At 44.2% G+C, this 20,013-nt stretch carries 20 protein-coding genes and 1 other annotated feature; all 20 genes read left to right on the top strand.

Translation table 11 applies throughout. The annotated features are described in order from the left end of the window. Positions 1-74 precede the first annotated feature (74 nt). The 20 genes from rpmG to rplW all read left to right on the top strand — a co-directional run bounded on the left by rpmG (position 75) and on the right by rplW (position 20,011). On the top strand, positions 75-224 hold the full coding sequence (rpmG, locus tag CXL14_RS02760; RefSeq protein WP_003156421.1) for a 50S ribosomal protein L33: 150 nt from the start codon (positions 75-77) through the stop codon (positions 222-224). A gap of 32 nt (positions 225-256) precedes the next feature. Next, positions 257-436 (top strand): preprotein translocase subunit SecE, encoded by a 180-nt coding sequence (secE, locus tag CXL14_RS02755; RefSeq protein WP_003156422.1) that lies wholly within the window; start codon positions 257-259, stop codon positions 434-436. Between the two features lie 167 nt (positions 437-603). Further along, positions 604-1,137: a transcription termination/antitermination protein NusG gene (gene nusG, locus CXL14_RS02750; protein ID WP_003156423.1), complete on the top strand. Its 534-nt coding sequence runs from the start codon at positions 604-606 to the stop codon at positions 1,135-1,137. Positions 1,138-1,304: 167 nt separating this feature from the next. Beyond that, complete coding sequence (gene rplK, locus CXL14_RS02745; protein ID WP_003156430.1) at positions 1,305-1,730, top strand: 50S ribosomal protein L11; 426 nt, start codon at positions 1,305-1,307, stop codon at positions 1,728-1,730. 94 nt (positions 1,731-1,824) lie between these two features. Next, positions 1,825-2,523 carry a 50S ribosomal protein L1 gene (rplA, locus tag CXL14_RS02740; RefSeq protein WP_003156431.1) on the top strand — a complete coding sequence of 233 codons (699 nt, stop codon included), beginning with the start codon at positions 1,825-1,827 and terminating at the stop codon, positions 2,521-2,523. A 48-nt stretch (positions 2,524-2,571) separates the two neighbouring features. Then, positions 2,572-2,714 (top strand) — a sequence feature (ribosomal protein L10 leader region). 63 nt (positions 2,715-2,777) lie between these two features. Continuing rightward, the gene (gene rplJ / locus CXL14_RS02735) at positions 2,778-3,278 is read left to right on the top strand and encodes a 50S ribosomal protein L10 (RefSeq protein ID WP_014416746.1); all 501 of its coding nucleotides are present in this window, start codon (positions 2,778-2,780) and stop codon (positions 3,276-3,278) included. Positions 3,279-3,319: 41 nt separating this feature from the next. Further along, the gene (gene rplL, locus CXL14_RS02730; protein ID WP_003156436.1) at positions 3,320-3,691 is read left to right on the top strand and encodes a 50S ribosomal protein L7/L12; all 372 of its coding nucleotides are present in this window, start codon (positions 3,320-3,322) and stop codon (positions 3,689-3,691) included. A gap of 91 nt (positions 3,692-3,782) precedes the next feature. Then, positions 3,783-4,388, top strand: coding sequence for a class I SAM-dependent methyltransferase (locus tag CXL14_RS02725; protein ID WP_015388780.1), 606 nt, complete (start codon positions 3,783-3,785; stop codon positions 4,386-4,388). A gap of 246 nt (positions 4,389-4,634) precedes the next feature. Beyond that, positions 4,635-8,216 carry a DNA-directed RNA polymerase subunit beta gene (gene rpoB / locus CXL14_RS02720; protein ID WP_017419472.1) on the top strand — a complete coding sequence of 1,194 codons (3,582 nt, stop codon included), beginning with the start codon at positions 4,635-4,637 and terminating at the stop codon, positions 8,214-8,216. A 62-nt stretch (positions 8,217-8,278) separates the two neighbouring features. Then, positions 8,279-11,878, top strand: a complete 3,600-nt coding sequence (gene rpoC / locus CXL14_RS02715) for a DNA-directed RNA polymerase subunit beta' (protein WP_007410398.1) — start codon at positions 8,279-8,281, stop codon at positions 11,876-11,878. Positions 11,879-12,046: 168 nt separating this feature from the next. After that, complete coding sequence (locus tag CXL14_RS02710) at positions 12,047-12,295, top strand: 50S ribosomal protein L7ae-like protein (protein WP_003156443.1); 249 nt, start codon at positions 12,047-12,049, stop codon at positions 12,293-12,295. A 115-nt stretch (positions 12,296-12,410) separates the two neighbouring features. Beyond that, positions 12,411-12,827, top strand: coding sequence for a 30S ribosomal protein S12 (gene rpsL / locus CXL14_RS02705; RefSeq protein WP_003156445.1), 417 nt, complete (start codon positions 12,411-12,413; stop codon positions 12,825-12,827). Between the two features lie 39 nt (positions 12,828-12,866). Continuing rightward, the gene (gene rpsG, locus CXL14_RS02700) at positions 12,867-13,337 is read left to right on the top strand and encodes a 30S ribosomal protein S7 (RefSeq protein ID WP_003156447.1); all 471 of its coding nucleotides are present in this window, start codon (positions 12,867-12,869) and stop codon (positions 13,335-13,337) included. A gap of 52 nt (positions 13,338-13,389) precedes the next feature. Further along, a complete protein-coding gene (gene fusA, locus CXL14_RS02695; RefSeq protein ID WP_007410399.1) occupies positions 13,390-15,468 on the top strand; it encodes an elongation factor G in 2,079 nt (692 codons plus the stop codon). Between the two features lie 119 nt (positions 15,469-15,587). Beyond that, positions 15,588-16,778, top strand: coding sequence for an elongation factor Tu (gene tuf, locus CXL14_RS02690; RefSeq protein ID WP_007410400.1), 1,191 nt, complete (start codon positions 15,588-15,590; stop codon positions 16,776-16,778). A 103-nt stretch (positions 16,779-16,881) separates the two neighbouring features. After that, positions 16,882-17,847 carry an alpha/beta fold hydrolase gene (locus tag CXL14_RS02685; protein ID WP_014416749.1) on the top strand — a complete coding sequence of 322 codons (966 nt, stop codon included), beginning with the start codon at positions 16,882-16,884 and terminating at the stop codon, positions 17,845-17,847. A gap of 248 nt (positions 17,848-18,095) precedes the next feature. Further along, entirely contained in the window at positions 18,096-18,404 is a 309-nt protein-coding gene (rpsJ, locus tag CXL14_RS02680; RefSeq protein WP_003156464.1) for a 30S ribosomal protein S10, read from the top strand. A gap of 39 nt (positions 18,405-18,443) precedes the next feature. After that, positions 18,444-19,073, top strand: a complete 630-nt coding sequence (rplC, locus tag CXL14_RS02675; RefSeq protein ID WP_007410402.1) for a 50S ribosomal protein L3 — start codon at positions 18,444-18,446, stop codon at positions 19,071-19,073. A gap of 27 nt (positions 19,074-19,100) precedes the next feature. Next, positions 19,101-19,724, top strand: a complete 624-nt coding sequence (rplD, locus tag CXL14_RS02670) for a 50S ribosomal protein L4 (protein WP_007615239.1) — start codon at positions 19,101-19,103, stop codon at positions 19,722-19,724. Next, positions 19,724-20,011: a 50S ribosomal protein L23 gene (rplW, locus tag CXL14_RS02665; RefSeq protein WP_003156467.1), complete on the top strand. Its 288-nt coding sequence runs from the start codon at positions 19,724-19,726 to the stop codon at positions 20,009-20,011. The genes rplD and rplW overlap by 1 nt, the downstream gene beginning before the upstream one ends. Positions 20,012-20,013: the final 2 nt, after the last annotated feature.

Raw genomic sequence — 20,013 nt, 5'->3', positions numbered from 1 at the left:
GTCATATTGACAGAATTTTTCTGACTGTGCTATTTTATTAAGATAAATGAATGTTTAGGAAAAGGTGTAACGACATGAGAAAAAAGATTACGCTGGCATGCAAAACATGCGGAAATCGTAATTATACGACAATGAAAAGCTCTGCATCAGCGGCTGAGCGGTTAGAAGTTAAGAAGTACTGCAGCACTTGCAATTCACATACAGCTCATTTAGAAACAAAATAGTGTTCGCTTTTTAAATTGTGGAGGTCTTTTACATGCGCATGATGAGTTTCTTTAAAGATGTTGGGAAAGAAATGAAAAAGGTTAGCTGGCCTAAAGGCAAAGAGTTAACGCGCTATACGATCACGGTGATTTCAACGGTTATCTTTTTTGTTATCTTTTTTGCCCTCCTTGATACAGGAATTTCTCAATTAATTCGTTTAATAGTTGAATAATGATCAGCAATACGTGCTATAATAGATCATAATATCGTTTGCCAAAACCCGTTCAGCGGGTTTTTTATTGTGTTGTTGAAAAAAGGATTCATAGGCCCTGAGCCTATTTTTTGTTTTACACTTCATTTTTAAATGCGGGGAGGGAAGGACTGCAGAGTCCTGATAGAATGGAAAAGAATTGGTATGTTGTTCATACGTATTCCGGTTATGAAAACAAAGTAAAAGCGAACCTTGAAAAACGTGTGGAATCAATGGGAATGCAGGATAAAATTTTCCGCGTTGTCGTCCCTGAAGAAGAAGAGACTGATATTAAGAACGGCAAGAAAAAAGTAGTCAAAAAGAAAGTGTTCCCGGGTTATGTGCTTGTAGAAATCGTCATGACTGATGATTCCTGGTATGTGGTCCGCAACACGCCGGGCGTTACCGGATTCGTCGGATCAGCCGGTTCAGGCTCAAAGCCGACTCCGCTTCTTCCTGGCGAAGCAGAAACCATCTTAAAGCGGATGGGCATGGATGAGCGGAAAACCGACATTGATTTTGAATTGAATGAGACAGTCAAAGTCATAGACGGACCTTTCGCCAACTTTACAGGATCAATTGAAGAGATTGATTATGATAAGAGCAAAGTGAAAGTATTCGTTAACATGTTCGGCCGTGAAACGCCGGTTGAACTGGAATTTACCCAGATCGACAAATTGTAATGTGAAAAAACTTGAAATTGCTATATATTAATGATAATATAGCAAAGGTACGTCTTGGACTAATCCAAGGCAGCTAGCTTGATATTTCGTCATTCATATAAAGAATGAAACCTTGAGTGGGAGGGTTTACCCTATTACCACATCACGGACTTAAGGAGGTGTGTCTCGTGGCTAAAAAAGTAGTAAAAGTTGTAAAATTGCAAATTCCTGCTGGAAAAGCTAACCCAGCGCCGCCAGTTGGACCTGCACTAGGTCAAGCCGGTGTAAATATCATGGGATTCTGTAAGGAGTTTAACGCTCGTACAGCTGACCAAGCTGGTTTAATCATTCCTGTTGAAATTTCGGTTTACGAAGACCGTTCATTTACATTTATTACAAAAACTCCGCCTGCTGCAGTATTGCTTAAAAAAGCAGCTGGAATTGAGTCTGGTTCTGGTGAACCAAACCGTAATAAAGTGGCAACCGTTAAGCGCGATAAGGTTCGCGAAATCGCTGAAACGAAAATGCCTGACTTAAACGCAGCAGACGTTGAAGCGGCAATGCGCATGGTTGAAGGTACTGCCCGCAGTATGGGTATCGTTATCGAGGATTAATTTGTTTCTTGTCGGGTTGCGAGTTTTCACAAGTTCGCAACCCTTATTCGTGGGAGGTTATTCCGCTATAACCACATAAGGAGGAAATTTTAAAATGGCTAAAAAAGGTAAAAAGTACGTTGAAGCTGCGAAGCTTGTAGACCGTGCGAAAGCTTACGACGTCGCTGAAGCAGTGGCGCTTACTAAAAAAACAAACACAGCTAAATTCGACGCTACAGTTGAAGTTGCTTTTCGTTTAGGGGTTGACCCTCGTAAAAACGATCAGCAAATCCGCGGTGCAGTTGTACTTCCTAACGGAACTGGTAAAACTCAGCGCGTGCTTGTATTCGCTAAAGGCGAAAAAGCAAAAGAAGCTGAAGCTGCCGGTGCAGACTACGTTGGCGATTCTGATTACATCGCGAAAATCCAGCAAGGCTGGTTCGAATTCGATGTAATCGTTGCGACTCCTGACATGATGGGTGAAGTCGGTAAAATCGGCCGTGTGCTTGGACCAAAAGGTCTTATGCCAAACCCTAAAACAGGAACTGTTACATTCGAAGTAGAAAAAGCAATCGGCGAAATCAAAGCTGGTAAAGTAGAATACCGCGTTGACAAAGCTGGTAACATCCATGTTCCGATCGGAAAAGTTTCTTTCGAGGATGAAAAACTTGTTGAGAACTTCACAACAATGTATGATACAATCCTGAAAGCAAAACCGGCTGCGGCTAAAGGTGTTTACGTGAAAAACGTTGCCGTTACTTCTACTATGGGCCCTGGTGTCAAAGTAGACGCTTCTACTTTCAACGTAAAATAATATTTGACTTTAGATCAGCATTCTGATATGATTCAAAATGTTGTAAAATATAATATGTCATTTATACCGTAGACAGCAGGGGCCGTTGAGGCTTAATATCCTGCCGAGGTGTATATATATCACAGCTATTACGTTACGTATGCTTGTATATACAGCCTCCATGTCCACATGGAGGCTTTTTATATGAAATCGTCGTCACAGTCGTGATCACCTAGCGGTATAAGTGTTACACAAAATCTACAGGAGGTGTAACCATGAGCAGCGCAATTGATACAAAAAAAGTTGTTGTTGAAGAGATTGCTTCTAAACTGAAAGAAAGCAAATCAACGATCATCGTTGACTACCGCGGACTTAACGTTTCTGAAGTAACTGAACTCCGTAAACAGCTTCGCGAAGCTAACGTAGAGTTCAAAGTGTACAAAAACACAATGACTCGCCGTGCGGTTGAACAAGCTGAACTTGATGGTTTGAATGATGTCTTAACTGGACCGAATGCGATCGCATTCAGTACTGAAGATGTTGTCGCTCCGGCAAAAGTTCTTAACGAGTTCGCGAAGAATCACGAAGCTCTGGAAATCAAAGCGGGCGTTATCGAAGGAAAAGTATCTTCTGTTGAAGAAGTGAAAGCTCTTGCTGAACTTCCTTCACGCGATGGCTTACTTTCTATGTTGCTTAGCGTACTTCAAGCTCCAGTTCGCAACCTTGCACTTGCAGCTAAAGCAGTTGCAGAACAAAAGGAAGAACAAGGCGCTTAATCTGATTTTACCCTAAAATAAAACAAATGGAGGAATTTCAAATGGCTTTAAATATCGAAGAAATCATTGCTTCCGTTAAAGAAGCAACTGTACTTGAATTGAACGACCTAGTAAAAGCAATCGAAGAAGAATTTGGCGTAACTGCTGCTGCTCCTGTAGCTGTAGCTGGCGGAGCTGCTGCTGGCGGCGCTGCTGAAGAGCAAAGCGAATTCGACCTTATCCTTGCTGGTGCAGGTTCTCAGAAAATCAAAGTTATCAAAGTTGTTCGTGAAATCACTGGTCTTGGCTTGAAAGAAGCTAAAGAACTTGTTGACAACACTCCAAAACCACTTAAAGAAGGTATTGCGAAAGAAGAAGCTGAAGAGCTTAAAGCTAAACTTGAAGAAGTTGGCGCTTCTGTAGAAGTTAAGTAATCTTCACTTGCCTGTAGGGGAAGCTCGCTTTTATGAGGCGGGCTTTTTCTTTGCTTTTCTTTAAGTGCCATTATAAAAGGAGGTTCTAATGATGAGTGAACACTATTATTCAGAAAAACCTTCAGTTAAAAGCGATAAACAGACATGGTCATTTACACTGCGGAACAGATCTTATACATTCACAAGTGACAGCGGCGTTTTCTCGAAAAAGGAAGTTGATTTCGGTTCGCGTGTCTTAATTGAAGCGTTTGAAGAACCGGAGATCGATGGTGACTTCCTGGATGCAGGCTGCGGTTACGGCCCGATCGGTCTGTCACTCGCCGGTGCATTTACAGACCGCACCGTGCACATGATTGACGTGAATGAAAGAGCCGTAGAGCTGTCAAATGAAAATGCAGAAAAAAACGGAATAAAAAACGTTCGAATTTATCAGAGTGATTTATTTTCAAATATTGATTCTGCTCAAACATTTGCTTCTATTATTACAAACCCCCCAATCCGCGCCGGAAAAAAAGTTGTCCATGCCATTTTTGAAAAAAGCGCTGAGCATTTAAGGGCTTCAGGTGAATTGTGGATCGTTATACAGAAAAAACAGGGCGGGCCTTCTGCCATTGAAAAACTGAAGGAGCTTTTTGACGAAGTTTCTGTGGTTCAAAAAAAGAAAGGCTATTATATCATAAAAGCAAAAAAAGTTTGACTTGAATTTTCAGCTATGTTAATATTGTAAAATGCCAATGTATATATTTTGCATGATATGCTGAAATAATCATAGTGCATGTATAAATTATACAAACATGGAAATGCTAATAAAATCGGTATTTGTTTTTGGATGTGGTTTTCTTAATTAGAAACCCTTTTTTCTTTTGTCTTGTAAAAGTATTTTCTTTCTTTGGAAGAAATGCTTATTACACATATAATACGCATGATTTGAGGGGTGAATCAGTTGACAGGTCAACTAGTTCAGTATGGACGACACCGCCAGCGCAGAAGCTATGCTCGCATTAGCGAAGTGTTAGAATTACCAAATCTCATTGAAATTCAAACCTCTTCTTATCAGTGGTTTCTTGATGAGGGTCTTAGAGAGATGTTTCAAGACATATCACCAATTGAGGATTTCACTGGTAACCTCTCTCTTGAGTTCATTGATTATAGTTTAGGTGAGCCTAAATATCCTGTAGAGGAATCAAAAGAACGTGATGTGACTTACTCAGCTCCGCTAAGAGTGAAGGTTCGTTTAATTAACAAAGAAACTGGAGAGGTAAAAGACCAAGATGTCTTCATGGGTGATTTCCCTATTATGACAGATACAGGTACTTTTATCATTAACGGTGCAGAACGTGTTATCGTATCTCAGCTTGTTCGGTCTCCAAGTGTATATTTCAGTGGTAAAGTAGACAAAAACGGTAAAAAAGGTTTTACCGCGACTGTCATTCCAAACCGTGGCGCATGGTTAGAATACGAAACTGATGCGAAAGATGTTGTGTATGTCCGCATTGATCGCACACGTAAGTTGCCGGTTACGGTTCTTTTGCGTGCTCTCGGCTTCGGTTCCGACCAAGAGATTCTCGATCTCATTGGTGAGAACGAATATCTCCGCAATACACTGGATAAGGACAACACTGAAAACAGTGACAAAGCGCTTCTTGAAATCTATGAGCGCCTTCGTCCCGGAGAGCCGCCTACAGTAGAAAACGCAAAAAGCTTGCTGGATTCCCGTTTCTTCGATCCGAAGCGATACGACCTTGCGAATGTAGGACGCTATAAAATTAATAAAAAGCTTCATATCAAGAACCGCCTGTTTAACCAGCGACTTGCAGAAACACTGGTGGATCCGGAAACCGGTGAAATTCTCGCTGAAAAAGGGCAGATTCTTGACAGAAGAACACTTGATAAAGTACTGCCATACTTAGAAAATGGAATCGGCTTCAGAAAACTTTATCCTAACGGCGGCGTCGTCGAGGATGAAGTGATGCTTCAATCCATTAAAATCTATGCTCCTACCGATGCAGAAGGAGAGCAGACGATCAATGTGATCGGCAATGCTTACATCGAAGAGGCGATTAAAAACATTACGCCTGCTGATATTATTTCTTCTATCAGCTACTTCTTCAACCTCCTGCACGGAGTGGGCGACACTGATGATATCGACCATCTCGGAAACCGCCGTCTGCGTTCTGTAGGTGAGCTCCTGCAAAACCAATTCCGTATCGGTTTAAGCCGGATGGAACGTGTCGTACGTGAAAGAATGTCTATTCAAGACACAAATACAATCACGCCGCAGCAGCTGATTAACATCAGACCTGTTATTGCGTCTATTAAAGAGTTCTTCGGAAGCTCACAGCTTTCTCAATTCATGGATCAGACGAACCCGCTTGCTGAATTGACGCACAAACGCCGTCTGTCAGCTCTCGGACCGGGCGGTTTGACACGTGAGCGCGCAGGTATGGAAGTACGTGACGTTCACTACTCTCACTATGGCCGTATGTGTCCGATTGAAACGCCTGAGGGCCCGAACATCGGTTTGATCAACTCATTGTCATCATTTGCGAAAGTAAACCGCTTTGGTTTCATTGAGACGCCATACCGCCGCGTTGATCCTGAAACAGGAAAAGTAACGCCTAGAATCGACTACCTGACTGCTGATGAAGAGGATAACTATGTCGTAGCCCAAGCGAATGCTAAGCTGAGCGATGACGGTTCTTTCTTGGATGACAGCATCGTAGCGCGTTTCAGAGGGGAAAACACCGTTGTAGCCCGCAACCGCGTGGATTACATGGACGTATCTCCTAAACAGGTTGTTTCTGCTGCGACAGCATGTATTCCGTTCTTGGAAAACGATGACTCGAACCGCGCCCTCATGGGAGCGAACATGCAGCGTCAGGCTGTGCCTTTGATGCAGCCGGAAGCTCCGATCGTCGGAACGGGTATGGAATACGTATCCGGTAAAGACTCCGGTGCAGCCGTTATTTGTAAACACCCTGGTATCGTTGAACGGGTGGAAGCGAAAAACGTATGGGTGCGCCGCTATGAAGAAATTGACGGCCAAAAAGTAAAAGGCAACCTGGATAAGTACAGCTTGCTGAAATTTGTCCGCTCCAACCAAGGTACGTGCTACAACCAGCGTCCGATCGTCAGTGTCGGCGATGAAGTAGTCAAAGGAGAAATCCTTGCTGACGGACCTTCAATGGAGCTTGGTGAACTTGCTCTCGGCCGCAACGTAATGGTCGGCTTCATGACATGGGATGGTTACAACTATGAGGATGCCATCATCATGAGTGAACGCCTTGTGAAAGATGATGTATACACATCTATTCACATTGAAGAATATGAATCAGAAGCACGTGATACAAAGCTTGGGCCGGAAGAGATCACCCGCGATATTCCAAACGTAGGGGAAGACGCGCTTCGCAATCTTGATGACCGCGGAATTATCCGTATCGGTGCGGAAGTCAACGACGGAGACCTTCTCGTAGGTAAAGTAACGCCTAAAGGTGTAACTGAGCTTACGGCTGAAGAACGCCTTCTGCATGCGATCTTTGGAGAAAAAGCGCGTGAAGTCCGTGATACTTCTCTCCGTGTGCCTCACGGCGGCGGCGGAATTATCCACGACGTAAAAGTCTTCAACCGTGAAGACGGCGACGAACTTCCTCCGGGAGTGAACCAGCTTGTACGCGTATATATCGTTCAGAAACGTAAGATTTCTGAAGGTGATAAAATGGCCGGACGTCACGGAAACAAAGGGGTTATCTCGAAGATTCTTCCTGAAGAAGATATGCCTTACCTTCCTGACGGCACGCCGATCGATATCATGCTTAACCCGCTGGGTGTACCATCACGTATGAATATCGGTCAGGTATTAGAACTTCACATGGGTATGGCTGCCCGCTACCTCGGCATTCACATCGCGTCACCTGTATTTGACGGCGCGCGTGAAGAAGATGTGTGGGAAACACTTGAAGAAGCAGGCATGTCAAGAGACGCTAAAACAGTTCTTTATGACGGCCGTACGGGAGAACCGTTCGACAACCGTGTATCAGTCGGAATCATGTACATGATCAAACTGGCGCACATGGTTGATGATAAACTTCATGCCCGTTCTACAGGTCCTTACTCACTTGTTACGCAGCAGCCTCTCGGCGGTAAAGCCCAATTCGGCGGACAGCGTTTCGGTGAGATGGAGGTTTGGGCGCTTGAAGCTTACGGCGCAGCTTACACGCTTCAAGAAATCCTGACTGTGAAGTCCGATGACGTGGTCGGACGTGTGAAAACATATGAAGCCATCGTCAAAGGCGACAATGTTCCAGAGCCTGGTGTTCCGGAATCATTCAAAGTATTGATCAAAGAGCTTCAAAGCTTAGGTATGGACGTAAAAATCCTTTCAGGCGATGAAGAAGAAATAGAAATGAGAGATCTAGAAGACGAGGAAGATGCGAAACAGGCTGACGGCCTTGCATTATCAGGTGATGAAGCGCCGGAAGAAACAGCATCTCCAGACGTTGAACGTGACGCAGTAACGAAAGAATAGTCTCTGATTGATAAAGGCAAGTGACATCGGTTAATCCGAAGATAAAAAGGGAGGTAGGCCCCTTGCTAGATGTGAACAATTTTGAGTATATGAACATCGGTCTTGCTTCACCGGATAAAATCCGTTCATGGTCTTTTGGTGAAGTGAAAAAGCCTGAAACGATAAACTATCGTACATTGAAACCTGAAAAGGACGGCCTGTTCTGCGAACGCATTTTCGGACCGACTAAGGACTGGGAATGTCATTGCGGCAAGTACAAGCGGGTTCGTTATAAAGGCGTAGTTTGTGACCGTTGCGGAGTTGAAGTAACGCGGGCTAAAGTCCGTCGTGAGAGAATGGGGCATATTGAACTGGCTGCCCCGGTTTCTCACATTTGGTATTTCAAAGGTATTCCGAGCCGTATGGGTCTTGTATTGGATATGTCACCGCGTGCGCTGGAAGAAGTTATTTACTTTGCTTCTTACGTCGTAACTGACCCGGCCAATACACCGCTCGAAAAGAAACAGCTTTTATCTGAAAAGGAATACCGTGCGTATCTGGATAAGTACGGAAACAAATTCCAAGCCTCTATGGGTGCGGAAGCCATTAATAAACTTCTGCAGGACATCGACCTTGTCAAAGAAGTTGATATGTTAAAAGAAGAGCTGAAGACTTCTCAAGGACAGCGCCGTACACGTGCGATCAAACGCCTTGAAGTGCTTGAAGCCTTCCGTAATTCAGGAAACAAGCCGTCTTGGATGATCCTCGACGTGCTTCCGGTTATTCCGCCTGAATTAAGACCGATGGTTCAGCTTGACGGCGGACGTTTCGCAACGTCTGACCTGAACGACCTTTACCGTCGTGTCATCAACCGTAATAACCGTTTAAAACGTCTGTTAGACCTCGGCGCGCCAAGCATCATCGTTCAGAACGAAAAACGTATGCTTCAGGAAGCAGTCGATGCTCTGATTGACAACGGACGCCGCGGCCGTCCGGTTACCGGACCGGGTAACCGTCCGCTTAAATCTCTTTCTCACATGCTGAAAGGGAAACAAGGGCGTTTCCGTCAGAACCTTCTCGGTAAACGTGTAGACTACTCAGGACGTTCCGTTATCGTCGTAGGTCCGCATCTGAAAATGTATCAGTGCGGTTTGCCGAAGGAAATGGCGCTTGAGCTCTTCAAGCCTTTCGTCATGAAAGAGCTTGTTGAAAAAGGCCTTGCTCACAATATCAAGAGCGCAAAACGCAAAATCGAACGCGTGCAGCCTGAAGTATGGGATGTACTTGAATCTGTCATTAAGGAGCATCCGGTCTTACTGAACCGTGCCCCTACTCTTCACAGATTAGGTATCCAGGCTTTCGAACCGACGCTTGTTGAAGGACGCGCCATCCGTCTTCACCCGTTAGTATGTACAGCTTATAACGCTGACTTTGACGGTGACCAAATGGCGGTTCACGTACCTTTATCAGCTGAGGCTCAAGCTGAAGCACGTATTCTGATGCTTGCAGCCCAAAACATCTTGAACCCTAAAGATGGTAAACCGGTTGTTACGCCGTCTCAGGATATGGTATTAGGAAACTACTACCTGACGCTTGAGCGCGCCGGAGCAGTCGGCGAGGGTATGGTCTTCAAGAATACAGACGAAGCGCTTCTTGCTTATCAAAACGGTTATGTTCACCTTCATACGAGAGTAGCTGTTGCAGCGAACTCCCTTAAGAATGTGACATTTACTGAAGAACAGCGTTCAAAATTGTTAATTACAACTGTCGGTAAGCTCGTCTTCAATGAAATTCTTCCGGAATCATTCCCTTACATGAATGAACCAACGAAGAGCAACATTGAAGAGAAGACACCTGACCGTTTCTTCTTAGATAAAGGTGCTGACGTAAAAGCTGTGATTGCTGAGCAGCCGATCAACGCACCGTTTAAAAAAGGTATTCTCGGTAAAATCATCGCGGAAATCTTTAAACGATTCCATATCACGGAAACGTCTAAAATGCTTGACCGCATGAAAAACCTCGGTTTCAGATATTCAACGAAAGCCGGCATCACAGTAGGGGTTTCTGATATCGTCGTTCTCGATGACAAACAGGAAATCCTTGAAGAAGCACAAAGCAAAGTTGATAATGTCCTGAAACAGTTCAGACGCGGTTTAATCACCGAAGAAGAACGTTATGAAAGAGTCATTTCAATTTGGAGTTCAGCGAAAGATGTTATCCAAGGCAAACTGATGAAATCATTAGACGAAGTCAACCCGATCTACATGATGAGTGACTCAGGAGCCCGTGGTAACGCATCTAACTTTACACAGCTTGCGGGTATGCGCGGTCTGATGGCCAACCCGGCTGGACGAATCATTGAATTGCCGATTAAATCAAGTTTCCGTGAAGGTCTGACAGTATTGGAGTACTTTATCTCCACTCACGGTGCGCGTAAAGGTCTTGCCGATACCGCCCTGAAAACAGCTGACTCAGGTTACCTTACACGCCGTCTTGTTGATGTTGCGCAGGATGTTATCATTCGTGAAACAGATTGCGGAACAGACCGCGGTATTCTTGCAAAACCGCTCAAAGAAGGCACGGAAATCATCGAGCGTCTGGAAGAGCGTCTGATCGGACGTTTCGCCAGAAAACAGATCAAACATCCTGAAACGGGTGCTGTGCTCATTAACGAAAATGAATTGATCGATGAAGATAAAGCGCTGGAAATCGTTGAAGCCGGAATCGAAGAAGTGTGGATCCGTTCTGCGTTCACATGTAACACTCCTCATGGTGTATGTAAACGATGCTACGGACGTAACCTTGCAACCGGAACTGATGTTGAAGTCGGCGAAGCAGTAGGTATTATCGCCGCTCAATCTATCGGTGAGCCTGGAACACAGTTAACGATGCGTACGTTCCACACAGGCGGGGTTGCCGGAGACGATATCACACAAGGTCTTCCGCGTATCCAGGAGCTTTTCGAAGCGCGTAATCCGAAAGGTCAAGCGACGATTTCTGAAATTGACGGTACAATTGCCGAAATCAATGAAGTACGCGACAAACAGCAGGAGATTGTTGTTCAGGGCGCTGTTGAGACACGTTCATACACGGCTCCTTACAACTCACGCCTGAAAGTGGCTGAGGGTGATCAGATTACCCGCGGTCAAGTGCTGACAGAAGGTTCAATCGATCCGAAAGAACTTCTTAAAGTCACTGACCTGACAACGGTTCAGGAATATCTTCTGCATGAGGTTCAGAAGGTTTACCGTATGCAGGGGGTTGAAATCGGCGATAAACACGTAGAAGTAATGGTTCGCCAGATGCTTCGCAAAGTCCGTGTGATCGATGCCGGAGATACTGATGTTCTCCCTGGCACATTGCTTGATATTCACCAATTCACAGAAGCGAACAAAAAAGTGCTGCTTGAAGGCAATCGACCTGCTACAGGACGTCCTGTCCTTCTCGGTATCACGAAAGCTTCACTCGAGACGGATTCATTCTTGTCTGCCGCATCATTCCAAGAAACAACACGCGTTCTTACAGATGCTGCGATTAAAGGCAAGCGCGATGAACTTCTCGGCCTGAAAGAGAATGTTATCATCGGTAAACTGGTTCCGGCCGGTACCGGTATGATGAATTACAGAAAAGTAAAACCTGTTTCAAACGTTCAGCCTTCGGAAGATATGGTTCCGGCTGAATAACAGAAACTGCTGCAGGAAAGGCTGTTTCGACAGCTTTTCCTCAGTATTACAATTATTCTGGCGGGGGACTGCACTAAAAAATGTCATACGTTGTTGACATCCGTCCCGCAGAGTGATAATATAACCAAGGTGCTCGAAATAAAACCTGTTACTTTGGAGGATATGTTTATGTCTTATGATAAAGTATCACAGGCCAAATCAATTATTATTGGTACGAAGCAAACAGTGAAAGCTCTAAAACGAGGTTCAGTGAAGGAAGTCGTCGTGGCAAAAGACGCGGATTCAGTTCTTACGGCTGGCGTTATCCAGCTTGCAAAGAACCAAAATACCGCTGTCTGTATGGTGGATTCCATGAAAAAGCTCGGCAAAGCCTGCGGAATTGAAGTGGGAGCAGCAGCTGTTGCCATTATGTTATAGCGTACTTTTTGTTTTTATATAAGATATCAATCTTGTGTAAAGACATTGTTTTTTGCCTAATGATGAACCACCTGGGTATGTGGGTTATAAAACGTAATGAAGGGAGGAACACAACATGCCTACAATTAATCAGCTAATTCGCAAGGGACGCGTGAGCAAAGTTGAAAACTCTAAGTCACCTGCACTAAACAAAGGATACAACAGCTTTAAAAAAGAGCACACTAACGTATCTTCTCCACAAAAACGCGGGGTATGTACTCGTGTGGGTACAATGACACCGAAAAAACCGAACTCAGCACTTCGTAAATATGCTCGTGTTCGTTTGACTAACGGAATCGAGGTTACTGCCTACATTCCTGGTATCGGTCACAACCTGCAAGAGCACAGCGTTGTACTGATCCGCGGCGGACGTGTAAAAGACTTACCGGGGGTACGCTACCACATCGTTCGTGGCGCGCTTGATACTGCCGGAGTTGAAAACCGTGCGCAAGGCCGTTCTAAATACGGTACGAAACGTCCTAAAGCAAAGTAATCAAATAAATCATTAAAACTATGAAGGGAGGATATTCAGATGCCACGTAAAGGTCCTGTAGCAAAAAGAGATGTTTTACCTGATCCGCTTTACAACTCTAAGCTGGTATCCCGCCTGATCAACAAAATGATGATCGACGGTAAAAAAGGTAAATCTCAAACAATCCTATACAAGTCATTCGATATCATTAAAGAACGCACTGGCAATGATGCAATGGAGGTTTTCGAACAAGCATTGAAAAACATCATGCCTGTACTTGAAGTAAAAGCACGCCGTGTAGGTGGAGCTAACTACCAAGTGCCTGTAGAAGTTCGTCCTGAACGCCGTACAACTCTTGGTCTTCGCTGGTTGGTTAACTATGCGCGTCTTCGCGGAGAAAAAACAATGGAAGAGCGCCTGGCTAACGAAATTCTTGATGCAGCTAACAACACTGGTGCTGCCGTTAAGAAACGTGAAGACACTCACAAGATGGCAGAAGCGAACAAAGCATTTGCTCACTACCGCTGGTAGGATTCATATAATCAAAATAATAATTCCCTAATAAGGAAGGAGAAATTACCCAATGGCAAGAGAGTTCTCCTTAGAAAAAACTCGTAATATCGGGATCATGGCTCACATCGATGCCGGTAAAACGACTACTACAGAACGGATCTTGTTCTACACAGGCCGTATCCACAAAATTGGCGAAACTCACGAAGGTGCTTCGCAAATGGACTGGATGGAGCAGGAACAAGAACGCGGTATCACAATCACTTCTGCAGCAACGACTGCACAGTGGAAAGGTTACCGTGTAAACATCATCGATACACCGGGACACGTAGACTTCACAGTTGAAGTTGAACGTTCACTCCGTGTACTTGATGGTGCGGTTGCCGTACTTGATGCTCAATCAGGTGTTGAGCCTCAGACAGAAACAGTATGGCGCCAAGCAACAACTTACGGAGTACCGCGTGTTGTATTTGTCAACAAAATGGACAAAATCGGCGCAGACTTCCTTTACTCTGTAGGCACTTTAAGAGACCGTCTTCAAGCTAACGCTCACGCAATTCAATTGCCGATCGGCGCTGAAGACAACTTCGAAGGTATCATCGACTTAGTAGAAAACGTTGCGTATTTCTACGAAGATGACCTTGGAACTCGTTCAGATGCGAAAGAAATCCCTGAAGAGTACAAAGAGCAAGCTGAAGAGCTTCGCAGCAGCCTGATTGAAGCTGTAGCTGAGCTTGATGAAGAGCTTATGGAAAAGTACCTTGAAGGTGAAGAAATCACTATCCCTGAACTGAAAGCTGCTATCCGTAAAGGTACACTGAATGTTGAATTCTACCCTGTACTTGTTGGTTCTGCTTTCAAAAACAAAGGTGTTCAGCTTGTACTTGATGCTGTTCTTGACTACCTTCCTGCGCCAACTGATGTTGCTGCAATCAAAGGTGTACGTCCTGATACAGATGAAGAGATCGTTCGTCATTCTTCTGATGAAGAGCCGTTCTCTGCACTTGCATTTAAAGTTATGACTGACCCTTATGTCGGTAAGCTGACATTCTTCCGCGTATATTCCGGTACACTTGATTCCGGTTCATATGTAAAGAACTCTACAAAAGGCAAGCGTGAGCGCGTAGGACGTATCCTTCAAATGCACGCTAACAGCCGTGAAGAGATCTCTACTGTTTACGCTGGAGACATCGCAGCTGCTGTAGGTCTAAAAGATACTTCTACTGGAGATACTCTATGTGATGAGAAGGATCTTGTAATCCTTGAATCAATGGAATTCCCAGAGCCTGTTATCGACGTAGCGATTGAGCCTAAATCAAAAGCTGACCAAGATAAAATGGGTATCGCTTTAGCGAAACTTGCTGAAGAAGATCCTACATTCCGTACACAAACAAACCCTGAAACGGGTCAAACAATCATCTCTGGTATGGGTGAGCTTCACCTTGATATCATTGTTGATCGTATGAAGCGTGAGTTCAAAGTTGAAGCTAACGTTGGTGCTCCTCAAGTTGCGTACCGTGAGACATTCCGTACCGGTGCAAAAGTTGAAGGTAAATTCGTACGTCAATCAGGCGGACGCGGTCAGTTCGGTCACGTTTGGATCGAATTTGAACCGAACGAAGAAGGCGCTGGCTTTGAATTCGAAAACGCAATCGTCGGTGGTGTTGTTCCTCGTGAATACATCCCAGCCGTACAAGCAGGTCTTGAAGACTCTCTTGAAAATGGTGTCCTAGCCGGATTCCCGCTAATCGACATCAAGGCGAAACTTTTTGATGGATCTTACCATGATGTTGACTCAAATGAAATGGCGTTTAAAGTCGCTGCTTCTATGGCATTGAAAAATGCAGTCAGCAAATGTAACCCAGTTCTTCTTGAACCAATCATGAAAGTTGAAGTTGTTATTCCTGAAGAATACATGGGAGACATCATGGGTGATGTTACTTCTCGTCGCGGACGCGTAGAAGGTATGGAAGCTCGCGGTAACGCTCAAGTTGTGCGTGCGATGGTACCTCTTGCTGAAATGTTCGGTTACGCTACTGCCCTTCGTTCTAACACGCAAGGACGCGGTACGTTCACAATGTTCATGGATCACTACGAAGAAGTGCCGAAGAGCATCGCTGAAGAAATTATCAAAAAAAATAAAGGCGAATAATTGATTTTGCCACTTAACTCAAGTATAACTACTATTGTAAGATGAGGGAGTGAAAGCTTGCTTTCACTTTCTATCACTCTATACATTACTAATTAAAAGCTCTTAAGGAGGATTTTAGAATGGCTAAAGAAAAATTCGACCGTTCCAAATCACATGCCAATATCGGTACAATTGGACACGTTGACCATGGTAAAACAACATTAACTGCTGCTATCTCAACAGTACTTCATAAGAAATCTGGTAAAGGTACAGCTATGGCGTACGATCAAATTGATGGTGCTCCAGAAGAACGTGAGCGCGGTATCACAATCTCTACTGCACACGTTGAGTACGAAACTGACACTCGTCACTATGCACACGTTGACTGCCCAGGACACGCTGACTATGTTAAAAACATGATCACTGGTGCTGCGCAAATGGACGGAGCTATCCTTGTAGTATCTGCTGCTGATGGCCCAATGCCACAAACTCGTGAGCACATCCTTCTTTCTAAAAACGTTGGTGTACCATACATCGTAGTATTCCTTAACAAATGCGACATGGTAGACGACGAAGAGCTTCTTGAGCTTGTTGAAATGGAAGTTCGCGATCTTCTTAGCGAATACGACTTCCCTGGTGATGATGTACCAGTTGTTAAAGGTTCTGCTCTTAAAGCTCTTGAAGGTGACGCTGAGTACGAAGAAAAAATTCTTGAACTTATGGCTGCAGTTGATGAGTACATCCCAACTCCAGAACGCGACACTGACAAACCATTCATGATGCCAGTTGAGGACGTATTCTCAATCACTGGTCGTGGTACAGTTGCTACTGGCCGTGTAGAACGCGGACAAGTTAAAGTCGGTGACGAAGTTGAAATCATCGGTCTTCAAGAAGAGAACAGCAAAACAACTGTTACAGGTGTTGAAATGTTCCGTAAGCTTCTTGACTACGCTGAAGCTGGAGACAACATCGGTGCACTTCTTCGCGGTGTAGCTCGTGAAGACATCCAACGTGGACAAGTACTTGCTAAACCAGGTACAATCACTCCACACAGCAAATTCAAAGCTGAAGTTTACGTTCTTTCTAAAGAAGAGGGTGGACGTCATACTCCATTCTTCTCTAACTACCGTCCTCAGTTCTACTTCCGTACAACTGACGTAACTGGTATCATCAATCTTCCAGAAGGCGTAGAAATGGTTATGCCTGGAGATAACACTGAAATGATCGTTGAACTTATCTCTACAATCGCTATCGAAGAAGGAACTCGTTTCTCTATTCGTGAAGGCGGACGTACAGTTGGTTCAGGCGTTGTTTCTACAATCACTGAGTAATCGACTCGTTCATTAATGCGGGGTCCCTTATGGGGCCTCGTTTTTTTGTTTCCCCGCTGATTCCATGTATAATAGAACGTATACAAATTTTAGGAGCAGAGCGATGATCGATAACTTCAAGAAAACCAATCGTATTTCAATGCTTCAGCAATTGCTGATTAATGGCAGTGAACAAACCATTATGATTAATGGTGATGACAGGAGTAATCCGCTGCTTTTATTTTTGCACGGCGGTCCCGGCACGCCTCAAATCGGCTATGCGAGAAAATATCAGAATAAGCTGGAAAAGTATTTCACCGTTGTGAACTGGGATCAGAGAGGGGCGGGTCTCTCTTATTCAAAGGAAATTCCGGGTTCATCTATGACTTTGGATCAGCTGACAGCTGACGCCATTCATTTGACCGAACGCTTATGCAAGCAATTCAGCAGGCAAAAAATATATATCGCCGGCTATTCGTGGGGTTCAGTTCTGGCGCTTCATGTTCTTCAAGAAAGGCCTGATTTGTATTATGGGTATATCGGTATCAGTCAGGTGGTTAATATTCAAAAGGAAGAAACGGAAGCTTACCGGCTGATGATGGAATGGAGCAGGCAACGCAAACATTTCCTGCTGGAAAAGACGCTGAGCTTTATCGGAGCGCCTCCATGGGAGAAACAGCTGCAGCGAACGTTGTTTCTGCTTTGTATCGAGATGAGGGGAGGGGGCTTTACCCATCATCCGATCGGCGCTCTTAAAGCAGGGGGGCGAATGCTGTTTGGTGAACCGTACGGTGTGAGAGGGAGCTTCTTAGCCGTGCGGGGTCAAATGTTCAGCCTGAAACACCTGTGGGAGGATCTCATTTTCTTTGATGCCGGGGAATCAGTTTCTTCTATTATAATACCGTGCTGTTTTATGTCAGGGAGATACGATTTGACGGTCCCGGGGACGACGTCTTATGAATATTATCAGAAGGTTGATGTGCCGTATAAAGAATGGCATTGGTTTGAGAACTCAGCCCATTCGCCTCACTTGGAGGAGCCGGATCGCTTTGCCGAAGTTGTCAGCCGGTTCGCGTCGTTCCATCTCTGAAAGAAAACAGGCATATCCTTGATTAATCATGGTATCACCTGTATAATAATCAAAGTGTGAAAACCACAAGGTTCTTTAAATAAACCTTGCAACATACGTCTATTTTCTGTATAATAGTGTATGTTGGTCTTTGACTGCGATGAAGTGAGAGGTTGCTGACACACCCGGCCGCTTTGCCATGGCAAGGTGATCAGGTTTTTCTCACGGAGAACTGTCTAACGTGATGTAGGCGAAAAGGAGGGAAAATAATGGCAAAACAAAAAATTCGTATTCGTTTAAAAGCATATGATCATAGAATCCTTGATCAATCTGCAGAGAAGATTGTTGAAACGGCAAAACGTTCTGGTGCCAGCGTATCTGGTCCGATTCCGTTGCCAACTGAAAAATCAGTTTACACAATCCTTCGTGCGGTGCACAAATACAAAGATTCTCGTGAGCAATTTGAAATGCGTACACATAAACGTTTAATCGACATTGTGAACCCAACACCACAAACTGTTGATGCTCTCATGCGATTAGACTTACCATCTGGTGTCGATATCGAAATCAAACTTTAATTCTAAAATATAGAATGATCTTAATAGGAGGTGTGACGAATGACCAAAGGAATCTTAGGAAGAAAAATTGGTATGACGCAAGTATTCGCAGAGAACGGTGATCTTATCCCGGTAACTGTTATTGAAGCAGCTCCAAACGTTGTTCTTCAAAAGAAAACAGCTGAAAATGATGGCTATGAAGCGATCCAGCTTGGTTTTGACGATAAGCGTGAAAAGCTTTCAAACAAACCGGAAAAAGGACACGTTGCAAAAGCGGAAACTGCTCCTAAGCGCTTCGTTAAAGAATTACGCGGCGTGGATATGGATGCGTATGAAATTGGTCAGGAAGTCAAGGTTGAAATTTTCTCTGCAGGAGAAATCGTAGATGTAACAGGAGTATCTAAAGGTAAAGGTTTCCAAGGTGCAATCAAGCGCCACGGACAATCTCGCGGACCTATGTCTCACGGTTCACGCTACCACCGTCGTCCTGGTTCAATGGGACCTGTAGATCCTAACCGTGTATTCAAAGGTAAACTATTACCTGGACGCATGGGCGGAGATCAAATCACTGTCCAAAACCTTGAAATCGTAAAAGTAGATGCTGAGCGCAATCTTCTTTTGATTAAAGGTAACGTACCTGGTGCGAGAAAAACTTTAATCACTGTTAAAAGTGCTGTTAAATCTAAATAAGTCTCTTAGGAAAGGAGGAAATTGATCATGCCAAAAGTAGCATTATACAACCAAAACGGTTCTACTGCTGGTGATATCGAATTAAACGCTTCTGTATTTGGAATTGAGCCAAATGAGAGCGTAGTATTCGACGCTATTCTTATGCAAAGAGCTTCCTTACGTCAAGGATCTCACAAAGTAAAAAATCGTTCTGAAGTACGCGGCGGAGGTCGCAAACCATGGCGTCAAAAAGGTACAGGTCGTGCCCGTCAAGGTTCAATCCGTTCACCGCAATGGCGCGGAGGTGGTGTCGTATTCGGCCCAACACCACGCAGCTATTCTTACAAATTACCTAAAAAAGTTCGCCGCTTGGCAATCAAATCAGTATTGTCTTCTAAAGTGAACGACAACAACATTATTGTTCTTGAAGATCTTACTCTTGATACGGTTAAAACAAAAGAAATGGCAGCTATCCTTAAAGGATTATCTGTTGAGAAAAAAGCTTTAATCGTAACTGCGGATGCAAACGAAGCAGTATCTCTTTCTGCACGCAACATCCCTGGAGTTACAGTTGTTCAAGCTAACGGAATCAACGTGTTAGACGTTGTCAACCACGAGAAGCTTCTGATTACAAAAGCTGCGGTTGAAAAAGTAGAGGAGGTGCTTGCATAATGAAAGATCCTCGTGATGTTCTTAAGCGCCCCGTCATTACTGAACGTTCTGCTGATTTAATGACTGAAAAAAAATATACTTTTGAAGTTGATGTAAGAGCTAATAAAACAGAAGTGAAAGATGCAGTTGAAAGTATCTTTGGAGTGAAAGTTGACAAAGTCAACATCATGAACTACAAAGGGAAATCAAAACGTGTCGGCCGCTACACTGGTATGACTAGCCGTCGCAGAAAAGCGATCGTAAAACTTACTGCAGACAGCAAAGAAATCGAAATTTTTGAAGCTTAATT

Origin of the sequence: Bacillus sp. SJ-10, from assembly GCF_002843505.1 — a bacterium.
In the GTDB taxonomy this organism is placed as follows: Bacteria; Bacillota; Bacilli; order Bacillales; family Bacillaceae; genus Bacillus; species Bacillus velezensis.
This window is presented reverse-complemented; position numbering and strand designations above follow the sequence as displayed.

Coding starts and splice junctions, on each gene's coding strand:
- rplL (WP_003156436.1), top strand. CDS start 3,320: ATGGCTTTAAATATCGAAGAAATCATTGCTTCCGTTAAAGAAGCAACT.
- CXL14_RS02685 (WP_014416749.1), top strand. CDS start 16,882: ATGATCGATAACTTCAAGAAAACCAATCGTATTTCAATGCTTCAGCAA.
- rplW (WP_003156467.1), top strand. CDS start 19,724: ATGAAAGATCCTCGTGATGTTCTTAAGCGCCCCGTCATTACTGAACGT.
- CXL14_RS02725 (WP_015388780.1), top strand. CDS start 3,783: ATGAGTGAACACTATTATTCAGAAAAACCTTCAGTTAAAAGCGATAAA.
- secE (WP_003156422.1), top strand. CDS start 257: ATGCGCATGATGAGTTTCTTTAAAGATGTTGGGAAAGAAATGAAAAAG.
- CXL14_RS02710 (WP_003156443.1), top strand. CDS start 12,047: ATGTCTTATGATAAAGTATCACAGGCCAAATCAATTATTATTGGTACG.
- fusA (WP_007410399.1), top strand. CDS start 13,390: ATGGCAAGAGAGTTCTCCTTAGAAAAAACTCGTAATATCGGGATCATG.
- nusG (WP_003156423.1), top strand. CDS start 604: ATGGAAAAGAATTGGTATGTTGTTCATACGTATTCCGGTTATGAAAAC.
- rpsJ (WP_003156464.1), top strand. CDS start 18,096: ATGGCAAAACAAAAAATTCGTATTCGTTTAAAAGCATATGATCATAGA.
- rpsG (WP_003156447.1), top strand. CDS start 12,867: ATGCCACGTAAAGGTCCTGTAGCAAAAAGAGATGTTTTACCTGATCCG.
- rplA (WP_003156431.1), top strand. CDS start 1,825: ATGGCTAAAAAAGGTAAAAAGTACGTTGAAGCTGCGAAGCTTGTAGAC.
- rplJ (WP_014416746.1), top strand. CDS start 2,778: ATGAGCAGCGCAATTGATACAAAAAAAGTTGTTGTTGAAGAGATTGCT.
- rplD (WP_007615239.1), top strand. CDS start 19,101: ATGCCAAAAGTAGCATTATACAACCAAAACGGTTCTACTGCTGGTGAT.
- tuf (WP_007410400.1), top strand. CDS start 15,588: ATGGCTAAAGAAAAATTCGACCGTTCCAAATCACATGCCAATATCGGT.
- rpmG (WP_003156421.1), top strand. CDS start 75: ATGAGAAAAAAGATTACGCTGGCATGCAAAACATGCGGAAATCGTAAT.
- rplC (WP_007410402.1), top strand. CDS start 18,444: ATGACCAAAGGAATCTTAGGAAGAAAAATTGGTATGACGCAAGTATTC.
- rpsL (WP_003156445.1), top strand. CDS start 12,411: ATGCCTACAATTAATCAGCTAATTCGCAAGGGACGCGTGAGCAAAGTT.